The organism is Ruegeria sp. BHSB172 (assembly GCF_059613165.1).
Genome location: NZ_JBXWRZ010000059.1, coordinates 1 through 14,756, shown reverse-complemented (window position 1 = coordinate 14,756; position 14,756 = coordinate 1). Strand labels below are relative to the sequence as shown.

13 protein-coding genes are annotated in these 14,756 nt (G+C 63.9%); 5 read left to right on the top strand and 8 right to left on the bottom strand.

Going from position 1 to position 14,756, the window contains the following annotated elements; translation table 11 throughout:
- On the bottom strand, positions 1 to 350 hold a 350-nt coding region (locus tag AC2FM3_RS16675), incomplete at its 3' end, for a DUF6478 family protein (protein WP_496684056.1).
- Positions 351 to 572: 222 nt separating this feature from the next.
- Between AC2FM3_RS16675 and AC2FM3_RS16670 the strand changes: the two genes are divergently transcribed.
- From AC2FM3_RS16670 to AC2FM3_RS16655, 4 genes are read left to right on the top strand one after another with little or no spacing between them, the layout of a single operon-like run.
- A complete protein-coding gene (locus AC2FM3_RS16670) occupies positions 573 to 3,653 on the top strand; it encodes a cyclic nucleotide-binding domain-containing protein (protein ID WP_496684053.1) in 3,081 nt (1,026 codons plus the stop codon).
- Positions 3,650 to 4,552: a CPBP family intramembrane glutamic endopeptidase gene (locus tag AC2FM3_RS16665; protein WP_496684052.1), complete on the top strand. Its 903-nt coding sequence runs from the start codon at positions 3,650 to 3,652 to the stop codon at positions 4,550 to 4,552. Before AC2FM3_RS16670 ends, AC2FM3_RS16665 begins: the two co-directional genes overlap by 4 nt.
- Positions 4,553 to 4,610: 58 nt before the next feature.
- Positions 4,611 to 5,555, top strand: a complete 945-nt coding sequence (gene accD / locus AC2FM3_RS16660) for an acetyl-CoA carboxylase, carboxyltransferase subunit beta (protein ID WP_496684051.1) — start codon at positions 4,611 to 4,613, stop codon at positions 5,553 to 5,555.
- Entirely contained in the window at positions 5,552 to 6,826 is a 1,275-nt protein-coding gene (locus AC2FM3_RS16655) for a bifunctional folylpolyglutamate synthase/dihydrofolate synthase (protein ID WP_496684048.1), read from the top strand. The genes accD and AC2FM3_RS16655 overlap by 4 nt, the downstream gene beginning before the upstream one ends.
- 63 nt (positions 6,827 to 6,889) lie before the next feature.
- On the opposite strand, the gene zapE is transcribed toward AC2FM3_RS16655, so the two are convergent.
- On the bottom strand, positions 6,890 to 7,948 hold the full coding sequence (gene zapE, locus AC2FM3_RS16650; RefSeq protein WP_496684046.1) for a cell division protein ZapE: 1,059 nt from the start codon (positions 7,946 to 7,948) through the stop codon (positions 6,890 to 6,892).
- 145 nt (positions 7,949 to 8,093) lie between these two features.
- Here zapE and AC2FM3_RS16645 point away from each other — a divergent pair, with 145 nt between their 5' ends.
- Positions 8,094 to 9,335 carry an MFS transporter gene (locus AC2FM3_RS16645; protein ID WP_496684044.1) on the top strand — a complete coding sequence of 414 codons (1,242 nt, stop codon included), beginning with the start codon at positions 8,094 to 8,096 and terminating at the stop codon, positions 9,333 to 9,335.
- A 2-nt stretch (positions 9,336 to 9,337) separates the two neighbouring features.
- Here the strand turns inward: AC2FM3_RS16645 and AC2FM3_RS16640 are convergent, their stop codons facing one another.
- The 6 genes from AC2FM3_RS16640 to mbfA all read right to left on the bottom strand — a co-directional run.
- Entirely contained in the window at positions 9,338 to 9,958 is a 621-nt protein-coding gene (locus AC2FM3_RS16640) for an HAD family hydrolase (RefSeq protein ID WP_496684041.1), read from the bottom strand.
- A 73-nt stretch (positions 9,959 to 10,031) separates the two neighbouring features.
- Positions 10,032 to 10,487 carry a YaiI/YqxD family protein gene (locus AC2FM3_RS16635; protein WP_496684039.1) on the bottom strand — a complete coding sequence of 152 codons (456 nt, stop codon included), beginning with the start codon at positions 10,485 to 10,487 and terminating at the stop codon, positions 10,032 to 10,034.
- A complete protein-coding gene (sthA, locus tag AC2FM3_RS16630) occupies positions 10,484 to 11,953 on the bottom strand; it encodes a Si-specific NAD(P)(+) transhydrogenase (RefSeq protein WP_496684038.1) in 1,470 nt (489 codons plus the stop codon). Before sthA ends, AC2FM3_RS16635 begins: the two co-directional genes overlap by 4 nt.
- 3 nt (positions 11,954 to 11,956) lie before the next feature.
- Complete coding sequence (gene fghA / locus AC2FM3_RS16625) at positions 11,957 to 12,790, bottom strand: S-formylglutathione hydrolase (protein ID WP_496684037.1); 834 nt, start codon at positions 12,788 to 12,790, stop codon at positions 11,957 to 11,959.
- 97 nt (positions 12,791 to 12,887) lie between these two features.
- Positions 12,888 to 13,817 (bottom strand): AEC family transporter, encoded by a 930-nt coding sequence (locus tag AC2FM3_RS16620; protein WP_496684035.1) that lies wholly within the window; start codon positions 13,815 to 13,817, stop codon positions 12,888 to 12,890.
- Positions 13,818 to 13,860: 43 nt separating this feature from the next.
- The coding region (gene mbfA, locus AC2FM3_RS16615) for an iron exporter MbfA (protein ID WP_496684034.1) at positions 13,861 to 14,756 on the bottom strand (896 nt) is incomplete at its 5' end.

Genomic DNA, 14,756 nt, shown 5'->3' with positions numbered 1-14,756 from the left:
ATGCCGATCTCGGCCTGCGGGCAATCGTGGAAGATGGTCGTCTGTTCATCCAGCCGCTCCTGCCGCGCGACCGGACAGACGCCCCGTCCGGGCATCGGCCCGCGCCACAAGTCGGGTCGCCACGACCAGTCTGTGCCCAGCGGTTTGGGGAATTGTCGTGAACCGATCCGGGGCCGCATCAGGCGGCTGTCAGCCTCATGAATCAGGCGATTGAGCTCGAACCGTAGCAGGCGCGCCTGATCGCGCTGCAGGCGCAGTTGCGGCAGGCTGGCCGTGCCGGCGGTCGCGGCCGCCCGGCGCCATCGGTCCAGCACCTTTCGGTTGAAATAGCGTGTCAGAAGCTTGCGCATGAGCCCTTGCATCGAGAAACGCCACCTCTTTAGTCGATTTGCCGGGGCAGGATAAACCCGCCTTCGTGCGGGGTGCGGCAAAATTCGCGGTGACGCGGGGTGGGCGGAACAATTTTTCGGGTGTTCTTGAAATGGCTCCGGCCAAAGCTTACCGTCAGGCACCCGGCCGCAGTGGAACCTTTGCAACGGGCCGCAGTCCAAAACTTCAAGACAAGGCCGGGCATGGAACCCACCCTCTTTGCATTTATTTGGAAGCATTCGAAGAAACAGCAGTTCATCCTTCTGTTTCTGACCGTGATTTCCTTCCCATTCCTTTACGCCTCACTCGAGCTGCCCAAGCGGATCATCAACGACGCAATTGGTGCCACGGGCAACACGGTGACGTTTTTCGGCGTGACGGTGACGCAAGTTCAGTACCTTATGATCCTGTGCCTTGCGTTTCTGGGGACGGTGATCGCCGGCGGCATCATGAAGATGCGGATCAACACGATGAAGGGCATCGTGGCCGAACGCATGTTGCGCCGCCTCAGGTTCACCCTGATCCGGCGGATGCTGAAGTTTCCGAAACCCTATTTCTCTTCGACCAGCCAGGGCGAGCTGGTGTCGATGATCACCGCCGAGGCCGAGCCGCTGGGCGGGCTCATGGGCGATGCCATCGCCCAGCCGGTCTTCCAGTTCGGCCAGATGATGACCATCGTGACCTTCCTGTTCATGCAGAGCGTGTGGTTCGGGCTGGCCGCGATTGCGCTCATTCCGTTGCAGGCCTGGCTGATCCCGCGCCTGCAGCGCCAAATCAACTTGTTGAACAAGCAGCGCATCCAGGAAATCCGGCACCTGAGCACCGAGATCGGCGAGACCGCAGCCGGTATCAGCGATCTGCGGGTGAATGGCGGCTGGCGGTATCGGCTGGCCCAGTTCAGCCATCGGCTGGGAACCCTGTTCGAGATTCGCGTGAAGATCTACAACAAGAAGTTCTTCATGAAATTTCTCAACAACTTGATCACCCAGATCACACCCTTCCTGTTCTATTCGATCGGCGGGTATCTGGCGATCACCGGCAAGGTCACGGTGGGGGCGCTGGTTGCGGCACTGGGCGCCTACAAGGACCTCAGCGGCCCCTGGCGCGATCTTCTGACCTATTACAACCAGGTTCAGGACATGTCGCTGCGCTGGCAGGTCGTGACCGAACGCTTCAACCCCGACAACATGATCCCCGAGGAGCTGTTCGAAGGTGAACCCGACGCCATCCCGCATCTGCACGGCGACATCGAACTGAAGAACGTCACCGTGCGGGACGAGGACGGAAAGATCGTTCTGGAAGATATCGACCTGACCATTCCCAGCAAGGCGCGTGTGGCGATCAAGGCCTCGAACGAATCTGAGCGGCGCGCCCTGGCCGAGCTGCTCACGCGTGAGGTCTTGCCCGCCCAGGGCGAGGTCACCCTGTCGGGACACAAGCTGGACGAGCTGCATCAGGCCGTGATCGCCGCCCGGATCGGATACGCGCATTCGCGGCCCTACCTGTTCAGCGGGACCTTGGGCGACAACCTGCTGATGCCCCTGCGCACGCATCCCCAGTACGAAACCGAGGATGGCAAAGTGCCATCGCGCTTCGCGATCGAAGCGGCCCGGTCGGGCAATCTGCCCGATTCACTGTCCGATGACTGGGTTGATCCCAGCCTGGCGGGTCTGGACAGCGTTGAAGACATCCGGGATTGGTGGTTCCAATTGGTCGAGGCGATGGGGATCGACGAATTCATGCTGCGCCGCACGCTGCGGTCGCAGTTCGACCCCCGGCAGCATCCGGCCCTGGCCGACGAAATTGTCCGGCTGCGGCCCAAGGTCGCCGAACGGCTCAGGGAAAAGGGGCTGGACAAATATATCTTTCGGTTCGACCCGGACCAGTTCAACCCGGCGGTTCCGCTGGGGGGAAACCTGTTGTTTGCGTCGCCTCTGAATGACATTTCCGCAGACCTTCTGGCCGGGGATGCCCGGTTTCTGGAAATGCTTCGGGCGCATGAGCTGGATCGCGATGCGCTGAGCATCGCCAGCGCCGTTCTGGACACGCTGAACCAGACCTTCGGCCGCGAAGGCGCCGATCATCCTCTGTTCCTGCGCCTGGGGCTGTCGAAGGAACTGTATCACCGGCTGCTCGACATCGAGGAGCGCCGCCGCAGCCAGGGCGAAGACAGCCTGTCGGAGGGCGAGAAGGCCTTGCTGTTGACGGTACCGTTCATGTTGACGGCCGAACAGATCGGGCCGAGCTTTCCCGAGGAATACAAGGACAAGATCCTGAAGATCCGCAAGACCCACGCCGACAGCCTGCACCAGTCGTTCGACGGGCTGTTCGTCAAGGTCGGGCCGGATGTCTACGTCCCGCGCCTGACGGTGATGGAAAATGCCATCTACGGCCGCGTGTCGCTGACCGCGGGTAGTCACGACCGGGACATCGAGGACGTGGTCGCCGAGGTGTTGAACGAGGCCGGGCTACGACGGCGGCTGGCGGCCATCATCTATGATCTGTCCACCGGTCTGGGCGGGGCCAACCTGCCGACGGTGTTCCAGGAAAGGGCGGCCTTTTCCCGCGCCGCGATCAAGCGGCCGGATATTCTGATCCTGGATAAGGTGCTGGCCAGTCACGATTCCGAAAGCCGGCATCAGACCCGTATGAAACTGCGGCAGCTGTTGCCCGATTCGATCATGATCTTTATGGAGGATCATTTTTCCCACCCCGAGGCCTATGACCTGTATCTCGAGATTAAGGACGGGCGCATTGACGGGGTTTCTCGGGCGGCCCTGCCGGTCGAAGAAGGCGCTTCGGATGACTTCACCCGCAAGCTGAAGGTGATTGCCGCCACCGAACTGTTCTCACGGCTGGATGGCCGCAACCAGCGGCTCTTGGCCTTTTCGGCAAAATGGTACGACGCGGCGGCCGGGCAGGTCATCTTCTCGCGCGGGCAGACGCCCGATGCGGCCTATCTGTGCGTGTCCGGCCAGGCCAGCCTGGAATGGTCGATGCCCGACGGCGAAAAGCGCCGCATCTCGACCGTCGAGCCCGGACGCCTGATCGGAGATCTGTCGATCATTACCGGCGCGCCGCGGCAACTGGATCTTGTCGCCCTGACCGATTGTTCGTTCCTGCGCATCGGCGCCGAGGAACTGAGGGCTGTCATCGAAAGCGATCCCACGGTTGCGGTCAGCCTGCTGGAAACGGTTGCGGGCAATCTGACCTCGGTATCCGAACGGTTCCTGGCGGCGAATATCGAGCTTCCCCCCGAGGTCGAAACCGGGGCTGGCGGATGACCGAGCCCGGCGAAGTGACACGCGCCTATGCGGCACACGAGGCGCTGGTCGCCCCGGTGCGCGCTCATGCGGCCTTGTGGCGGCTGTTCGGCGGGGTGGCCCTGGTGGTCGCGACCGTCGTCGCGTTGAACCTGGTGCTGTTCGCCGCCGTGGTCGGCCTGGCCCCGCCAGACCAGGTGTCCGGGTTCCAAAGCGGCGCGTCGCCGATGGCGGTATTGATCCTGCTGTTCAGTTTCGGCTTTGTCACGCTGGCCGTGGCGCTTGCCGTCCGCCAGTTCCAGAATCGCAGCCTGTGGTCCGTCATCGGGCCCCGGCGCAAGGCGGTGGCGCAGTTCTGGCGCGTTCTGCGCGCGCTGCTGGTCCTGGGGGTCGTGCTGTTGCTGCTGCCACCCTATGGCATGGGCGTTTCGTTCGAACCCAACCTGCCGGTCGGTCTGTGGCTGGGTTTGCTGCCGCTGTCTCTGGCCGCAGTCCTGATCCAGACCAGCGCCGAGGAGATTCTGTTCCGCGGCTACCTGCAACAGTCATTGGCGGCACGGTTTCGTTCACCCGTGATCTGGATCGGCGTTCCCGCGGTTCTGTTCGCGGCCGGCCACTATGCGCCCAATGCCGCCGGCGAAAACGCGGCGCTGGTTGCGGTCTGGGCCTGCGTGTTCGGTGTGCTCAGCGCCGATCTGACCGCCCGCGCCGGAACCTTGGGGCCGGCCATCGCCCTGCATTTCGCCAACAATGTCACGGCATTGCTGATCGTGTCCCTGCCCGACAGCCTTGGGGGGCTGGCGTTGTTTCACCTGCCGTTCGACATGTCCGATACCGGGTTTCTCCGGCAATGGCTGTTTGTCGACTTCGGCGTGATGATCGTCGGGTGGCTGACGGCTCGACTTGCGCTCAGGCGCTGATTGCATTTCCTTCCGTAGCGTCTTATTTGACTGCAACCCGCATCAGCAAGGTTCCGACATGAACTGGATCACGAACTACGTCCGCCCCCGGATCAACTCGATTTTCTCCCGCCGTGAGGTGCCCGAGAATCTCTGGCACAAATGCGACGAGTGCGGAACGATGCTGTTCCACCGCGAACTGGCGGACAACCAGAATGTCTGTACCCAGTGTGGACACCATATGCTGATCACCCCGCGCGAACGGTTCAAGCATCTGTTCGACGGTGGCATTTTCTCCGAAGTCGCGGTGCCCGCGCCCAAGGATGACCCGCTGCAGTTCCGCGATCAGAAGAAATACCCCGACCGCATGAAGGCGGCGCAGAAAAAAACCGGCGAGAAAGAAGCGATGCTGGTCGCCACCGGCGAGATCGGCCGCACCCCCATCGTGGCCGCGGCGCAGGATTTCTCGTTCATGGGCGGTTCGATGGGCATGTATGTGGGCAACGCCATCATCGCCGCCGCGCAAGAGGCGGTAAAGCTCAAGCGCCCGCTGATCCTGTTTTCCGCCGCCGGCGGCGCCCGGATGCAGGAGGGCATCCTCAGCCTGATGCAGATGCCGCGCACCACAGTCGCGGTAGAGATGCTGAAAGAAGCCGACCTGCCCTACATCGTGGTGCTGACCCATCCCACCACCGGCGGCGTGACGGCGTCCTACGCGATGCTGGGTGACGTGCATATTGCCGAGCCGAACGCGTTGATCTGTTTCGCCGGCCCCCGCGTGATCGAGCAGACGATCCGCGAGAAACTGCCCGAAGGCTTCCAGCGCGCCGAATACCTGCTGGATCATGGCATGCTGGACCGCGTCACCAAACGGACCGAGCTGCGGGACGAGCTGATCACGATCACCCGGATGCTGATGGGGCTTCCCCCGGCGGTCAAAGGCGATCTGCCCGCCCCGAAAGAGGGCGCAACCGAACAGCCCGATGCGCAGGCAAAGCCTGCCGAAGACAAGCCCAAGAAATGACCGCGCCCACATCCGACGTCATCCTCGACCGGATGATGGCGCTGCACCCCAAGATCATCGACCTAACCCTGGACCGCGTCTGGCGTCTGCTCGAGGCCTTGGGCAACCCGCAGGACAGGCTGCCGCCGGTGATCCACATCGCCGGCACCAACGGCAAGGGCTCGACCCAGGCGATGATACGCGCCGGGCTGGAAGGGGCCGGGCTGACGGCCCATGCCTATACCTCGCCGCACTTGGCGCGCTTTCACGAGCGCATCCGCTTGGCGGGCGAGCTGATTTCGGAGCCCGACCTGACCGCCGTTCTGGATGAGTGCTACACCGCCAATGGCGGCGAGAACATCACCTATTTCGAGATCACCACCTGCGCAGCCCTGCTGGCGTTTTCCCGCGTACCCGCCGACTACACGCTGCTCGAAGTCGGGCTTGGCGGACGGCTCGACGCCACCAACGTGATCGAAAAACCCGCCGTCACGGTCATCACCCCAGTCTCGATCGACCACGAACAGTTCCTGGGCAACACGCTGGCCAAGATCGCCGCCGAAAAGGCCGGCATCATCAAACGTGGCGTGCCCTGCATCGTCGGCCCGCAGCCGGACGAAGCGATTGAGGTCATCGAGGCTACTGCCGCCCGCCTCGGCGCACCGCTTCTGGCTTACGGACAGCACTGGCACGCTCACGAGGAACGTGGCCGCCTGATCTATCAGGACGAAACCGGCCTGCGCGACCTGCCGCTGCCGAACCTGCTGGGCGCCCACCAGATCCAGAACGCCGGCGCCGCACTGGCGGTCCTGCGCCACCTCGACCTGGGCGACGAGGCCTACGAGGCAGCGGTCACCCGGGCCGAATGGCCGGCCCGGATGCAGCGCCTGAAGACCGGCCCGCTGGTCGAACAGGCGCCCCGGGCCGAACTCTGGCTCGACGGCGGCCATAACGCCGCCGCCGGGCAAGCGCTGGCGGATGTCCTGGCCAAACTGCCGCCGCGCCCGACGCACCTGATCTGCGGCATGCTCAACACCAAGGACGTAACCGGCTACCTCGCGCCTCTGGCCGAAAGGGCAAGCTCCCTGACGGCCGTGTCCATCCCTGGTGAAGCCAACACGCTCCCTGCCGCGGAAACCGCCGCCGCCGCGACTGCCGTGAACCTGCCCGCCACCACCGCCGACAGCGTGGCCGAGGCGCTGGCCGCGATCACCGCCCGCGATCCACAGGCCCGGGTTTTGATCTGCGGCTCGCTCTATCTCGCGGGGAACATCCTGCGCGAAAACGGCTAAGGCTTCATCTGGCTGAAAATATCCCGGGGGAGTCGCGGCCCCGCCGCGACGGGGGCAGCGCCCCTATTTCCCCCAATCCTTGTCTTGCATTTCCCGCAGACGCGAAGCCGTGCGCTCGAACTCGAACGTTCCCTCGCCCTCGACGTACAGCATCTCGGGCTCCGCCGCCGCGGAACAGATCAACCGCACTTCCGCCTCGTACAGCGCGTCGATCAGCGTCACGAACCGCTTGGCCTCGTTGAAATTGTTGCGCGACAGGCGTGGAATGTCCTCGAGCACCAGCACCTTGACCGCCTCGGCAACTGCCAGGTAATCCCCCGGCCCCAGCATCCGACCGCACAGATCATAGAATGAGGCGCGTGCCACACCATTGCGAAACGCGGGCAACACCACCTCGCGCCCCTTGACGTGCAGGGTCAATGGTTCGGCCGGTCCACCTGACAGGTCGGCCCATACGGCCCGGATCTTCTCTCGCGCCTCGGGTCCGATGGGTGTGAAATAGACCGGCGAGCCTTCGAGCCGGTTTTGCCGATAATCCGTGGGCGACGTCAGCTCCCACACTTCGAGCTGCTGCTTGATGTGGTGGATGAAAGGCAGGAACAGCTGCCGGTTCAGGCCATCCTTGTACAGATCGTCGGGATGACGGTTCGAGGTGGTCACAACGACGACGCCCCCCGCATGCAGCAGGTCGAACAGCCGCCCGACGATCATCGCGTCGGTGATGTCGGTGATCTGCATCTCGTCAAAGGCCAGCAGCCGCACGGATTTCACGACCGAAGCCGCCACCGGCGCCAGCGCATCCTGCACGCCGGTTTCGCGCGCCTGGTGCATGCCGGCGTGGATTTCCTGCATGAAGGCATGGAAATGGACGCGCCGGGCCGGAACATCGCCCAGCGTTTCGACGAACATGTCCATCAACATGGACTTGCCGCGCCCCACCCCGCCCCACAGGTACAAGCCCTTGGGCGCCGGCGGCGCCTTGCGGAACAGCCCGCGTTTCACCGGCGCGGCCAGTGCTGCCCGGATACGCTCGAACTGAGGCAGAACGGCCTCTTGCGCGTCGTCGCGGTTCAGGGTGCCATCGGCAACGCGGGCCTCGTACAACGAGATCATGTCGGTCATGGCCCGAGCCATAGCGCCCGCCCGCGCCGTTGAAAAGAAGGCATCCTCCGGCACGCATCAATTTTGGTTAATCGTGACCGCAAAACTCCTGAATTGACGAGCGAGCCCAAGCGGATACTGTCGGCCGGCTGAACCCGGAGGCCCCATGACCCCAACCGCCCGTCTGCTAAACCCGGTGCTGATCGTCGGATGCGTGATCATCACGGTCAGCTTTGCCGTGCGCGCTTCGTTCGGCGTGTTCCAGATTCCGATCGCCGAGGAGTTCGGCTGGCTGCGCACCGATTTCTCGCTGGCCATCGCGATCCAGAACCTGGCTTGGGGCATCGGCCAGCCGATTTTTGCCGCCATCGCAGAGAAGATGGGCGACCGGCGGGCGATCATTCTTGGTGCGCTGACCTATGCGGCGGGGATGGTCCTGTCGGCCTGGTCCGTCACGCCCTTCGGGCATCAACTCTATGCCTGGCTGGTGGGCTTCGGTATCGCGGGCACAGGCTTTGGCGTCGTACTGGCGGTGGTCGGGCGGGCCTCGACGGACCAGAACCGCTCGATGTCGCTGGCGATCGTGACCGCGGCGGGCAGCTTCGGGCAGGTGATCGGCGCGCCCACGGCTGAATGGATGCTGACCTTCCTGCCCTGGCAGCAGGTGTTCATCATCTTTGCCATTGCAATTCTGGCCCTTGTGCTGACGCTGCCTTTCATGCGCGCGCCCGCGCAGGTCAGCAAGGCCGAATTGGAAGAAAGCATGGGCCAGATCCTGGACCGTGCCTTCCGCGACCCGTCATATGCGCTGATATTCCTGGGTTTTTTCAGCTGCGGGTATCAGCTGGCCTTCATCACCGCGCATTTCCCGGCCTTTGTGACCGAGATGTGCGGCCCGATCCAGCCCGGTGGCGTGCTGCATTCGATGGGCATCACCACCACCTCGGCGTTGGGGGCGGTGGCGATCTCGCTGGTCGGGTTGGCCAATATCGGCGGCACCCTGTTGGCCGGGTGGGCGGGTAACCACTTCCCCAAGAAATACCTGCTGGCTGCGATCTATTCGGCGCGTACCGTCGCGGCCGCTGCTTTCATCCTGCTGCCGATCACGCCCATGTCGGTGATCGTGTTCTCGATCGTGATGGGCTCGCTTTGGCTGGCGACGGTGCCGCTGACATCGGGGCTGGTGGCGCATCTTTACGGCCTGCGTTACATGGGCACGCTTTATGGCGTGGTGTTCCTCAGCCATCAGATCGGAGGGTTCCTGGGCGTGTGGCTGGGCGGCCGGATGTATGACATCTACGGCGATTACACCGTCGTCTGGTGGATCGGGGTCGCGGTCGGCGCCTTCAGCGCGATCGTTCACCTGCCGATCCGCGAAAACCGCCCCGCGCAGCCCGCGGCCGCATAGGATCAGGCAGCCTCGTCCGGGGTCAGCAGACCTTCGGCCACCAGCCTTTCGGCCCAGCCCTGCGGGCCGTTGAAATGGTGGGTCTGCCAACCACGGCCACGGGCGGTTTCGATGTTGTCGATCCGGTCGTCCGTGAACAGCAGCGTCTCGGGCGGCAGGCCGCAATCCTGTTCGACCATCTGGTAGATCGGGGCATGCGGTTTAACCATCTTCATCCGCCCCGAGACATAGTGCCGGTCGAACTCGTTCAGGAACGGATAGACGGTGGTGGCATAGTCGAAATTCTGCACCCCGAAATTGGTCAGCGCAAAGACCGGCACGCCTTTGGCCCGCAGCGCGCGCTGCAGCCGGACCGAATGCGGGATCTCGGGAGCGGCCAGTTCGATCCAGTTGTCGTGCCACATGCGGATCTCGTCGCGCCATTCGGGGTGTTTCTCGGCCCAGGCATAAATCGTTTCGGTGAAATGATGCCCCTGATCGACCAGGTCGTTCATCCCGTGCAGGTCGACGGCCGAGAACATCTCGCGGCGCCGGTCCTCGCCGATCACGCGGTCATAATACCGCTCGGGCTGCCATTCGATCAGAACATTTCCGATGTCAAAAACGACCGCTTCTACGGGCATGAGATTTCCTGTTCGCTTGTGTTGCGTTCGGGGCCGACTGAACCAACCCGCCGGGCGGGATGCAAGGCCAAACTCAGCCGCGCAGGGCGACGCGTATCTCGCGCTCGAGCGCGTCCAGAAACCGCGACCGGTCGGCCTTGGAAAACGGTTTGCCACCGCCCCCGGCGCCCAGCGGATTGGCGGCGCGCAGATCCGCCATCAGATCGCGTATCGCCAGTTGCTGGCCGATATTGGCGGCGGTGAAGGCTTCGCCATTGGGGCGCAGCACCCGCGCGCCGGCCTCGACGCATCTGGCGGCCAACGGGATGTCCGAGGTGATGACGATGTCGCCCGCGCCGCACCGCTCGGCGATCCACTTGTCGGCCTCGTCCGCGCCTTGCGCCACGGTGACGATCTGAACCAGCGGGTTGGTCGACGGGCGCAGCCCGCCATTCGCGACCACGACCATCGGCACCTTGTGCCGCGTGGCGACGCGCTCGGCCTCGGCCTTCACCGGGCAGGCGTCGCCATCGACATACAGGGTCGTCACGCCTGCTTGGCCTTTTTGGGCGCCAACTTTGCTGGTTCGGGCGTGTCCGATTTGCGTACCTTGAACTCGTCCGGGATCGGCATCCGGTTGAAGGCGTCGAGCCCGGCGATCTTGTAGGCCTCGGCCAGGGTCGGATAGTTGAAGGTGTTCTGCACGAAATAGTCCACCGTGCCCTTCAGGTTCAGCACCGCCTGGGCGATGTGGATCAACTCGGTCGCGCCCTCTCCGACGATCTGCACGCCCAGTACCCGGCGGGTTTTCAGCGAGAACAGCATCTTCAGCATCCCATGCTCGAGCCCCATGATATGCCCGCGCGAGGTCTCGCGGAACCGGGCGACGCCCACCTCGTAGGGAATGCCGCGTTCCTGCAGCTCTTCCTCGGACATGCCGCAGGTCGAGATTTCGGGCACCGAGTAGATGCCATAGGGGAACCACGGGCTTTCGGGCAGGGTGGGGGTGTCCAGCGCGTGGCAGGCGGCCACGCGGCCCTGCTGCATCGAGGTCGAGGCCAGCGAGGGATGGCCGATCACGTCACCGGTGGCATAGATATGCGGTACCGAGGTCTGATAGGTCTTACGGTCGACCGAAATGCGGTTGCGGTGGTCGGTCTCGATTCCAACCGCTTCGAGGTTCAGCGCTGAGGTGTTGCCCATGCGGCCCGCCGCAAACAGCAGCATCTCGGCCCGGACATGGCGGCCATTGGCCATGGTGACCTCGACATGCTTGCCGGCGTCCTCGATCTTCTCCACGGCCGAGCCCAGGCGCAGGTCCACCCCGTTTTCGCGGATCTGGTGGGTGAATTCTTGGATGAGGGTCTTGTCGATGAAATCCAGGAAGGTCTCGCGCGGTTCGATCAACGTCACCCGCACGTCGAGCGCCGAGAACATCGTGGCGTATTCCACCCCGATGACGCCTGCGCCGATCACGCAGAGCGAGCGCGGGATCTCGGCCATTTCCAGGAACTCGTCGCCATCAACGATGGTCTTGCCGTTGAAGGGCACGTAATCGGGGCGATAGGTCTTGGTGCCGGTGGCGATCAGGAATTTCGCGGCCGTCAGGCGGGTGGTGTCGCCCGCATCGGCGGTGACCTCGATCTCGTGCGGGCCGACAAAACGGGCCACGCCGTCCATGGTTTCAACGTGGTTGCGGTTGAACTGGTGTTCCAGCACGTCAACCTCGTAGTCCAACGTCATGTGCAGCCGGGCCTTGAGGTCCTCGGCGCGGATCTGGTCCTTGACCCGGTACGAACGGCCGTAAAAGCTGCGCTCGCGCCAGCCAGACAGGTTCAGTACCGTTTCGCGGAGTGTCTTCGACGGGATCGTGCCCGTGTGAACCGACACGCCGCCCAAACGGTCACGACGGTCAACCACCAGAACCTTGCGTTTCAGCTTGCCCGCCTGAATCGCCGCCGCGCGGCCCGATGGGCCCGAGCCGATGATGATCAGATCATAGTCGTATTCGCTCATCCCTTAGTCTCCGTACAGGGCTTCGGCGTGGAAGGTGACGTGGTCCTCCATGAAGGTGGACACGAAAAAGTAGGAATGATCATAGCCCGGCTGCAGCCGGACCGTCGCCTGTTGACGGCGTTCGGCGATGGCTTGGGCCAGGGCCTCGGGGCGCAGCAGGTCGATGAACTGGTCGTGGGTGCCGGTGTCGATCAGGATTGGGCCGTCAAAGCCCTTTTCCTTCATCATCAGCGCCGCGTCATGTTTGGCCCAGGCGGCCGGGTCGTCGCCCAGATAGGCGCTCAACTGCTTGCGGCCCCAGTCGCTGGCCGTGGGGTTCGAGATCGGCGCGAAGGCCGAGACCGACCGAAACCGGCCCGGCAGGTTCATCGCCAGCGTCAGCGCGCCGTGGCCGCCCATGGAATGTCCGGTGATGGCCTGGCGGTCGCCGTCTATGGCGAAGTTTTCGACCAGCAGCGCGGGCAACTCTTCGGCCACATAGCCCCACATGTTGAAATGCGGGGCCCAGGGGGTCTGGGTGGCGTTCACATAGAACCCGGCACCCTGGCCCAGATCGTAATCCTCGTGGTCGGCGACCCCCTCGCCGCGCGGCGAGGTGTCGGGGAAGACCAGTGCGATGCCCTGTTCTGCGGCCCAGCCCTGCGCGCCCGCCTTGACCATCGCGTTTTCATGGTTGCAGGTCAGGCCCGACAGATACCACAAGACTGGAACCGGGCCGTCCTTGGCCTCGGCCGGTAGGAACAGGCCAAAAGTCATGTCGCACTGGCACGCCGCTGAAGAGTGGCGGTACACACCCTGCACGCCACCGAAACAGGCGTTCTCGGAAAGGGTTTCCATCTGGCATCATCCTTTCGTTGGCTTTGCGCCATGGCTAACGGGCAAGGGACGCCGCGTAAAGTGCAGCGGGCCGGGAACGCGGCTTTTTTGTCCTGCTTCAGGGGGTCCCGACCCAGGCGATCGCCAAGGGAATGGTCAAAATGCTGACCAGGGTCGACAAGAAGATTGCCGCCGAGGCCCGGTGCGGAGCCACCCCGTAGTGCGCTGCCAGCATGTAGACGTTCCCGGCCACGGGCAGGGCGGCAGCGGAAATGGCCACCGCGGCGGCAAAAGGATCGGTCGGTAGCAGCCACAGCAGCACTACGGCCACACAAGCCGGATGCACGGCCAGTTTGCAAAAGCTGAGCCATAACGCGATCTGAACCCGCTCGGCCGATTTGGTGGCCAGCGAGGCGCCGATGGCGAACAGCGCGCCCGGCGTGGCGGCGCCGCCCAGAATGGTCAGAAAATCGTTCAATGGGGCCGGCACCGGCATCTGCAGGGCCGACCAGATCAACCCGGCCGAGATCGAGACGATCATGGGGTTCTTCAGCAAACCGAGCCCAATCAATCGCAATGTCCCGACGCTCAGCCGACCATCCCGCCCGCCATTGATCAGGATCACGATCAGCGAGGAAAACACCACCAGATCGACCGTCAGAACCAGCATGACCGGCCCGATGGCGGCCTCGGAGAACAGCATGGCCAGCATCGGCAGACCCAGAAAGCCCACATTGCCGATGGCCGCGCATTGCGCTTCGACCGCCGCGGTGGGGATGTCGAGCCCGCGCAGCCAGGCCACCAGCGTCGCCAGCGCGTAAACGCCCGCCGTGCCTATCAGATAGCCCAGCATCAGCCGCGCATTGAAGATCTCGGCAAAGGGTAGCGTGGCGGCAAAGCGGAACAGCATCGCCGACAGCGCGAAGTAGAACACGAACTTGGTCAGATAGGCCGTGGCGTCCTCGGTGAAGAACCGGCTTCGCCCGGCCCAGTATCCCAGGCCGATGATCGCAAAGAAGGGCAGGGTGCGCAGAAAGATATCGACCATGGGCGAAGTGGTAACATGATTTGACCGCTTCGCAAGTCGCGTGTCACCCGCTGCCGATCAATATCCCCGCCGCCAGTACCATCGCCCCGCCTAGAACCACTTGGAAGGCCGCACGGAAGAACGGCGTTTCCATGTACCGGTTCTGAATCCATGCGATGGCCCACAATTCGACGAACACGATGAAGAAGGCGATGATCGTCGCGGTCCAGAAGTCCGGAATCAGATAGGGCAGGGCATGGCCCAGCCCGCCCAGCGTGGTCATCACCCCCGAGGCCAGCCCGCGCTTGACCGGCGAGCCACGGCCCGACAACTCGCCATCGTCCGAGGCGGCCTCGGTGAAGCCCATCGAGATGCCCGCCCCGACCGAGGCGGCAAGACCCACCAGAAAGGTCGTCCACGGATCATGGGTGGCAAAGGCGGTGGCAAAGATTGGCGCCAGGGTCGACACCGATCCGTCCATCAGCCCCGCCAGCCCCGGCTGCACCCAGGTCAGAATGAATTGCCGATGCGCGATGGCCTTCTCGGCCTCTTTCTCGTCATGGCCCAGATGGGCCTGTTCCAATTCGTTTGCCGTGGCCTGATGCCCGGCCTCGGCCGCCGCCAGATCGCCCAGCAACTGACGGGTCGCGGCGTCGGTCGTGCGCGCGGCGGCGGCCAGATAGAACCGCTCGGCGTCGCGCTCCATCATCTCGGCCTCTTCGCGGATGCGCTCGATACCGAGGTTCTCGACCAGCCATATGGGGCGGCGGGCGTAGTACCCGGCGACGTGTTCGCGGCGGATCAGGGGAATGACCGGGCCGAATCGCTTTTCATGCAACGCGATCAGGCGACGGCGGTGCTCGTCCTCTTCGGCGGCCATGCCGTCGAAGATCTTCGCCGTCGCCGGATAGTCCTGGCGCAGCATTTCCGCATAGGACCGATAGATTCGCGCGTCGTCCT

Bases quoted from the DNA above. Each gene is read 5' to 3' on its own strand.
- AC2FM3_RS16655 (WP_496684048.1), top strand. From the start codon at position 5,552: ATGACCGCGCCCACATCCGACGTCATCCTCGACCGGATGATGGCGCTG.
- AC2FM3_RS16645 (WP_496684044.1), top strand. From the start codon at position 8,094: ATGACCCCAACCGCCCGTCTGCTAAACCCGGTGCTGATCGTCGGATGC.
- zapE (WP_496684046.1), bottom strand. From the start codon at position 7,948: ATGACCGACATGATCTCGTTGTACGAGGCCCGCGTTGCCGATGGCACC.
- fghA (WP_496684037.1), bottom strand. From the start codon at position 12,790: ATGGAAACCCTTTCCGAGAACGCCTGTTTCGGTGGCGTGCAGGGTGTG.
- accD (WP_496684051.1), top strand. From the start codon at position 4,611: ATGAACTGGATCACGAACTACGTCCGCCCCCGGATCAACTCGATTTTC.
- AC2FM3_RS16665 (WP_496684052.1), top strand. From the start codon at position 3,650: ATGACCGAGCCCGGCGAAGTGACACGCGCCTATGCGGCACACGAGGCG.
- AC2FM3_RS16670 (WP_496684053.1), top strand. From the start codon at position 573: ATGGAACCCACCCTCTTTGCATTTATTTGGAAGCATTCGAAGAAACAG.
- AC2FM3_RS16620 (WP_496684035.1), bottom strand. From the start codon at position 13,817: ATGGTCGATATCTTTCTGCGCACCCTGCCCTTCTTTGCGATCATCGGC.
- AC2FM3_RS16640 (WP_496684041.1), bottom strand. From the start codon at position 9,958: ATGCCCGTAGAAGCGGTCGTTTTTGACATCGGAAATGTTCTGATCGAA.
- sthA (WP_496684038.1), bottom strand. From the start codon at position 11,953: ATGAGCGAATACGACTATGATCTGATCATCATCGGCTCGGGCCCATCG.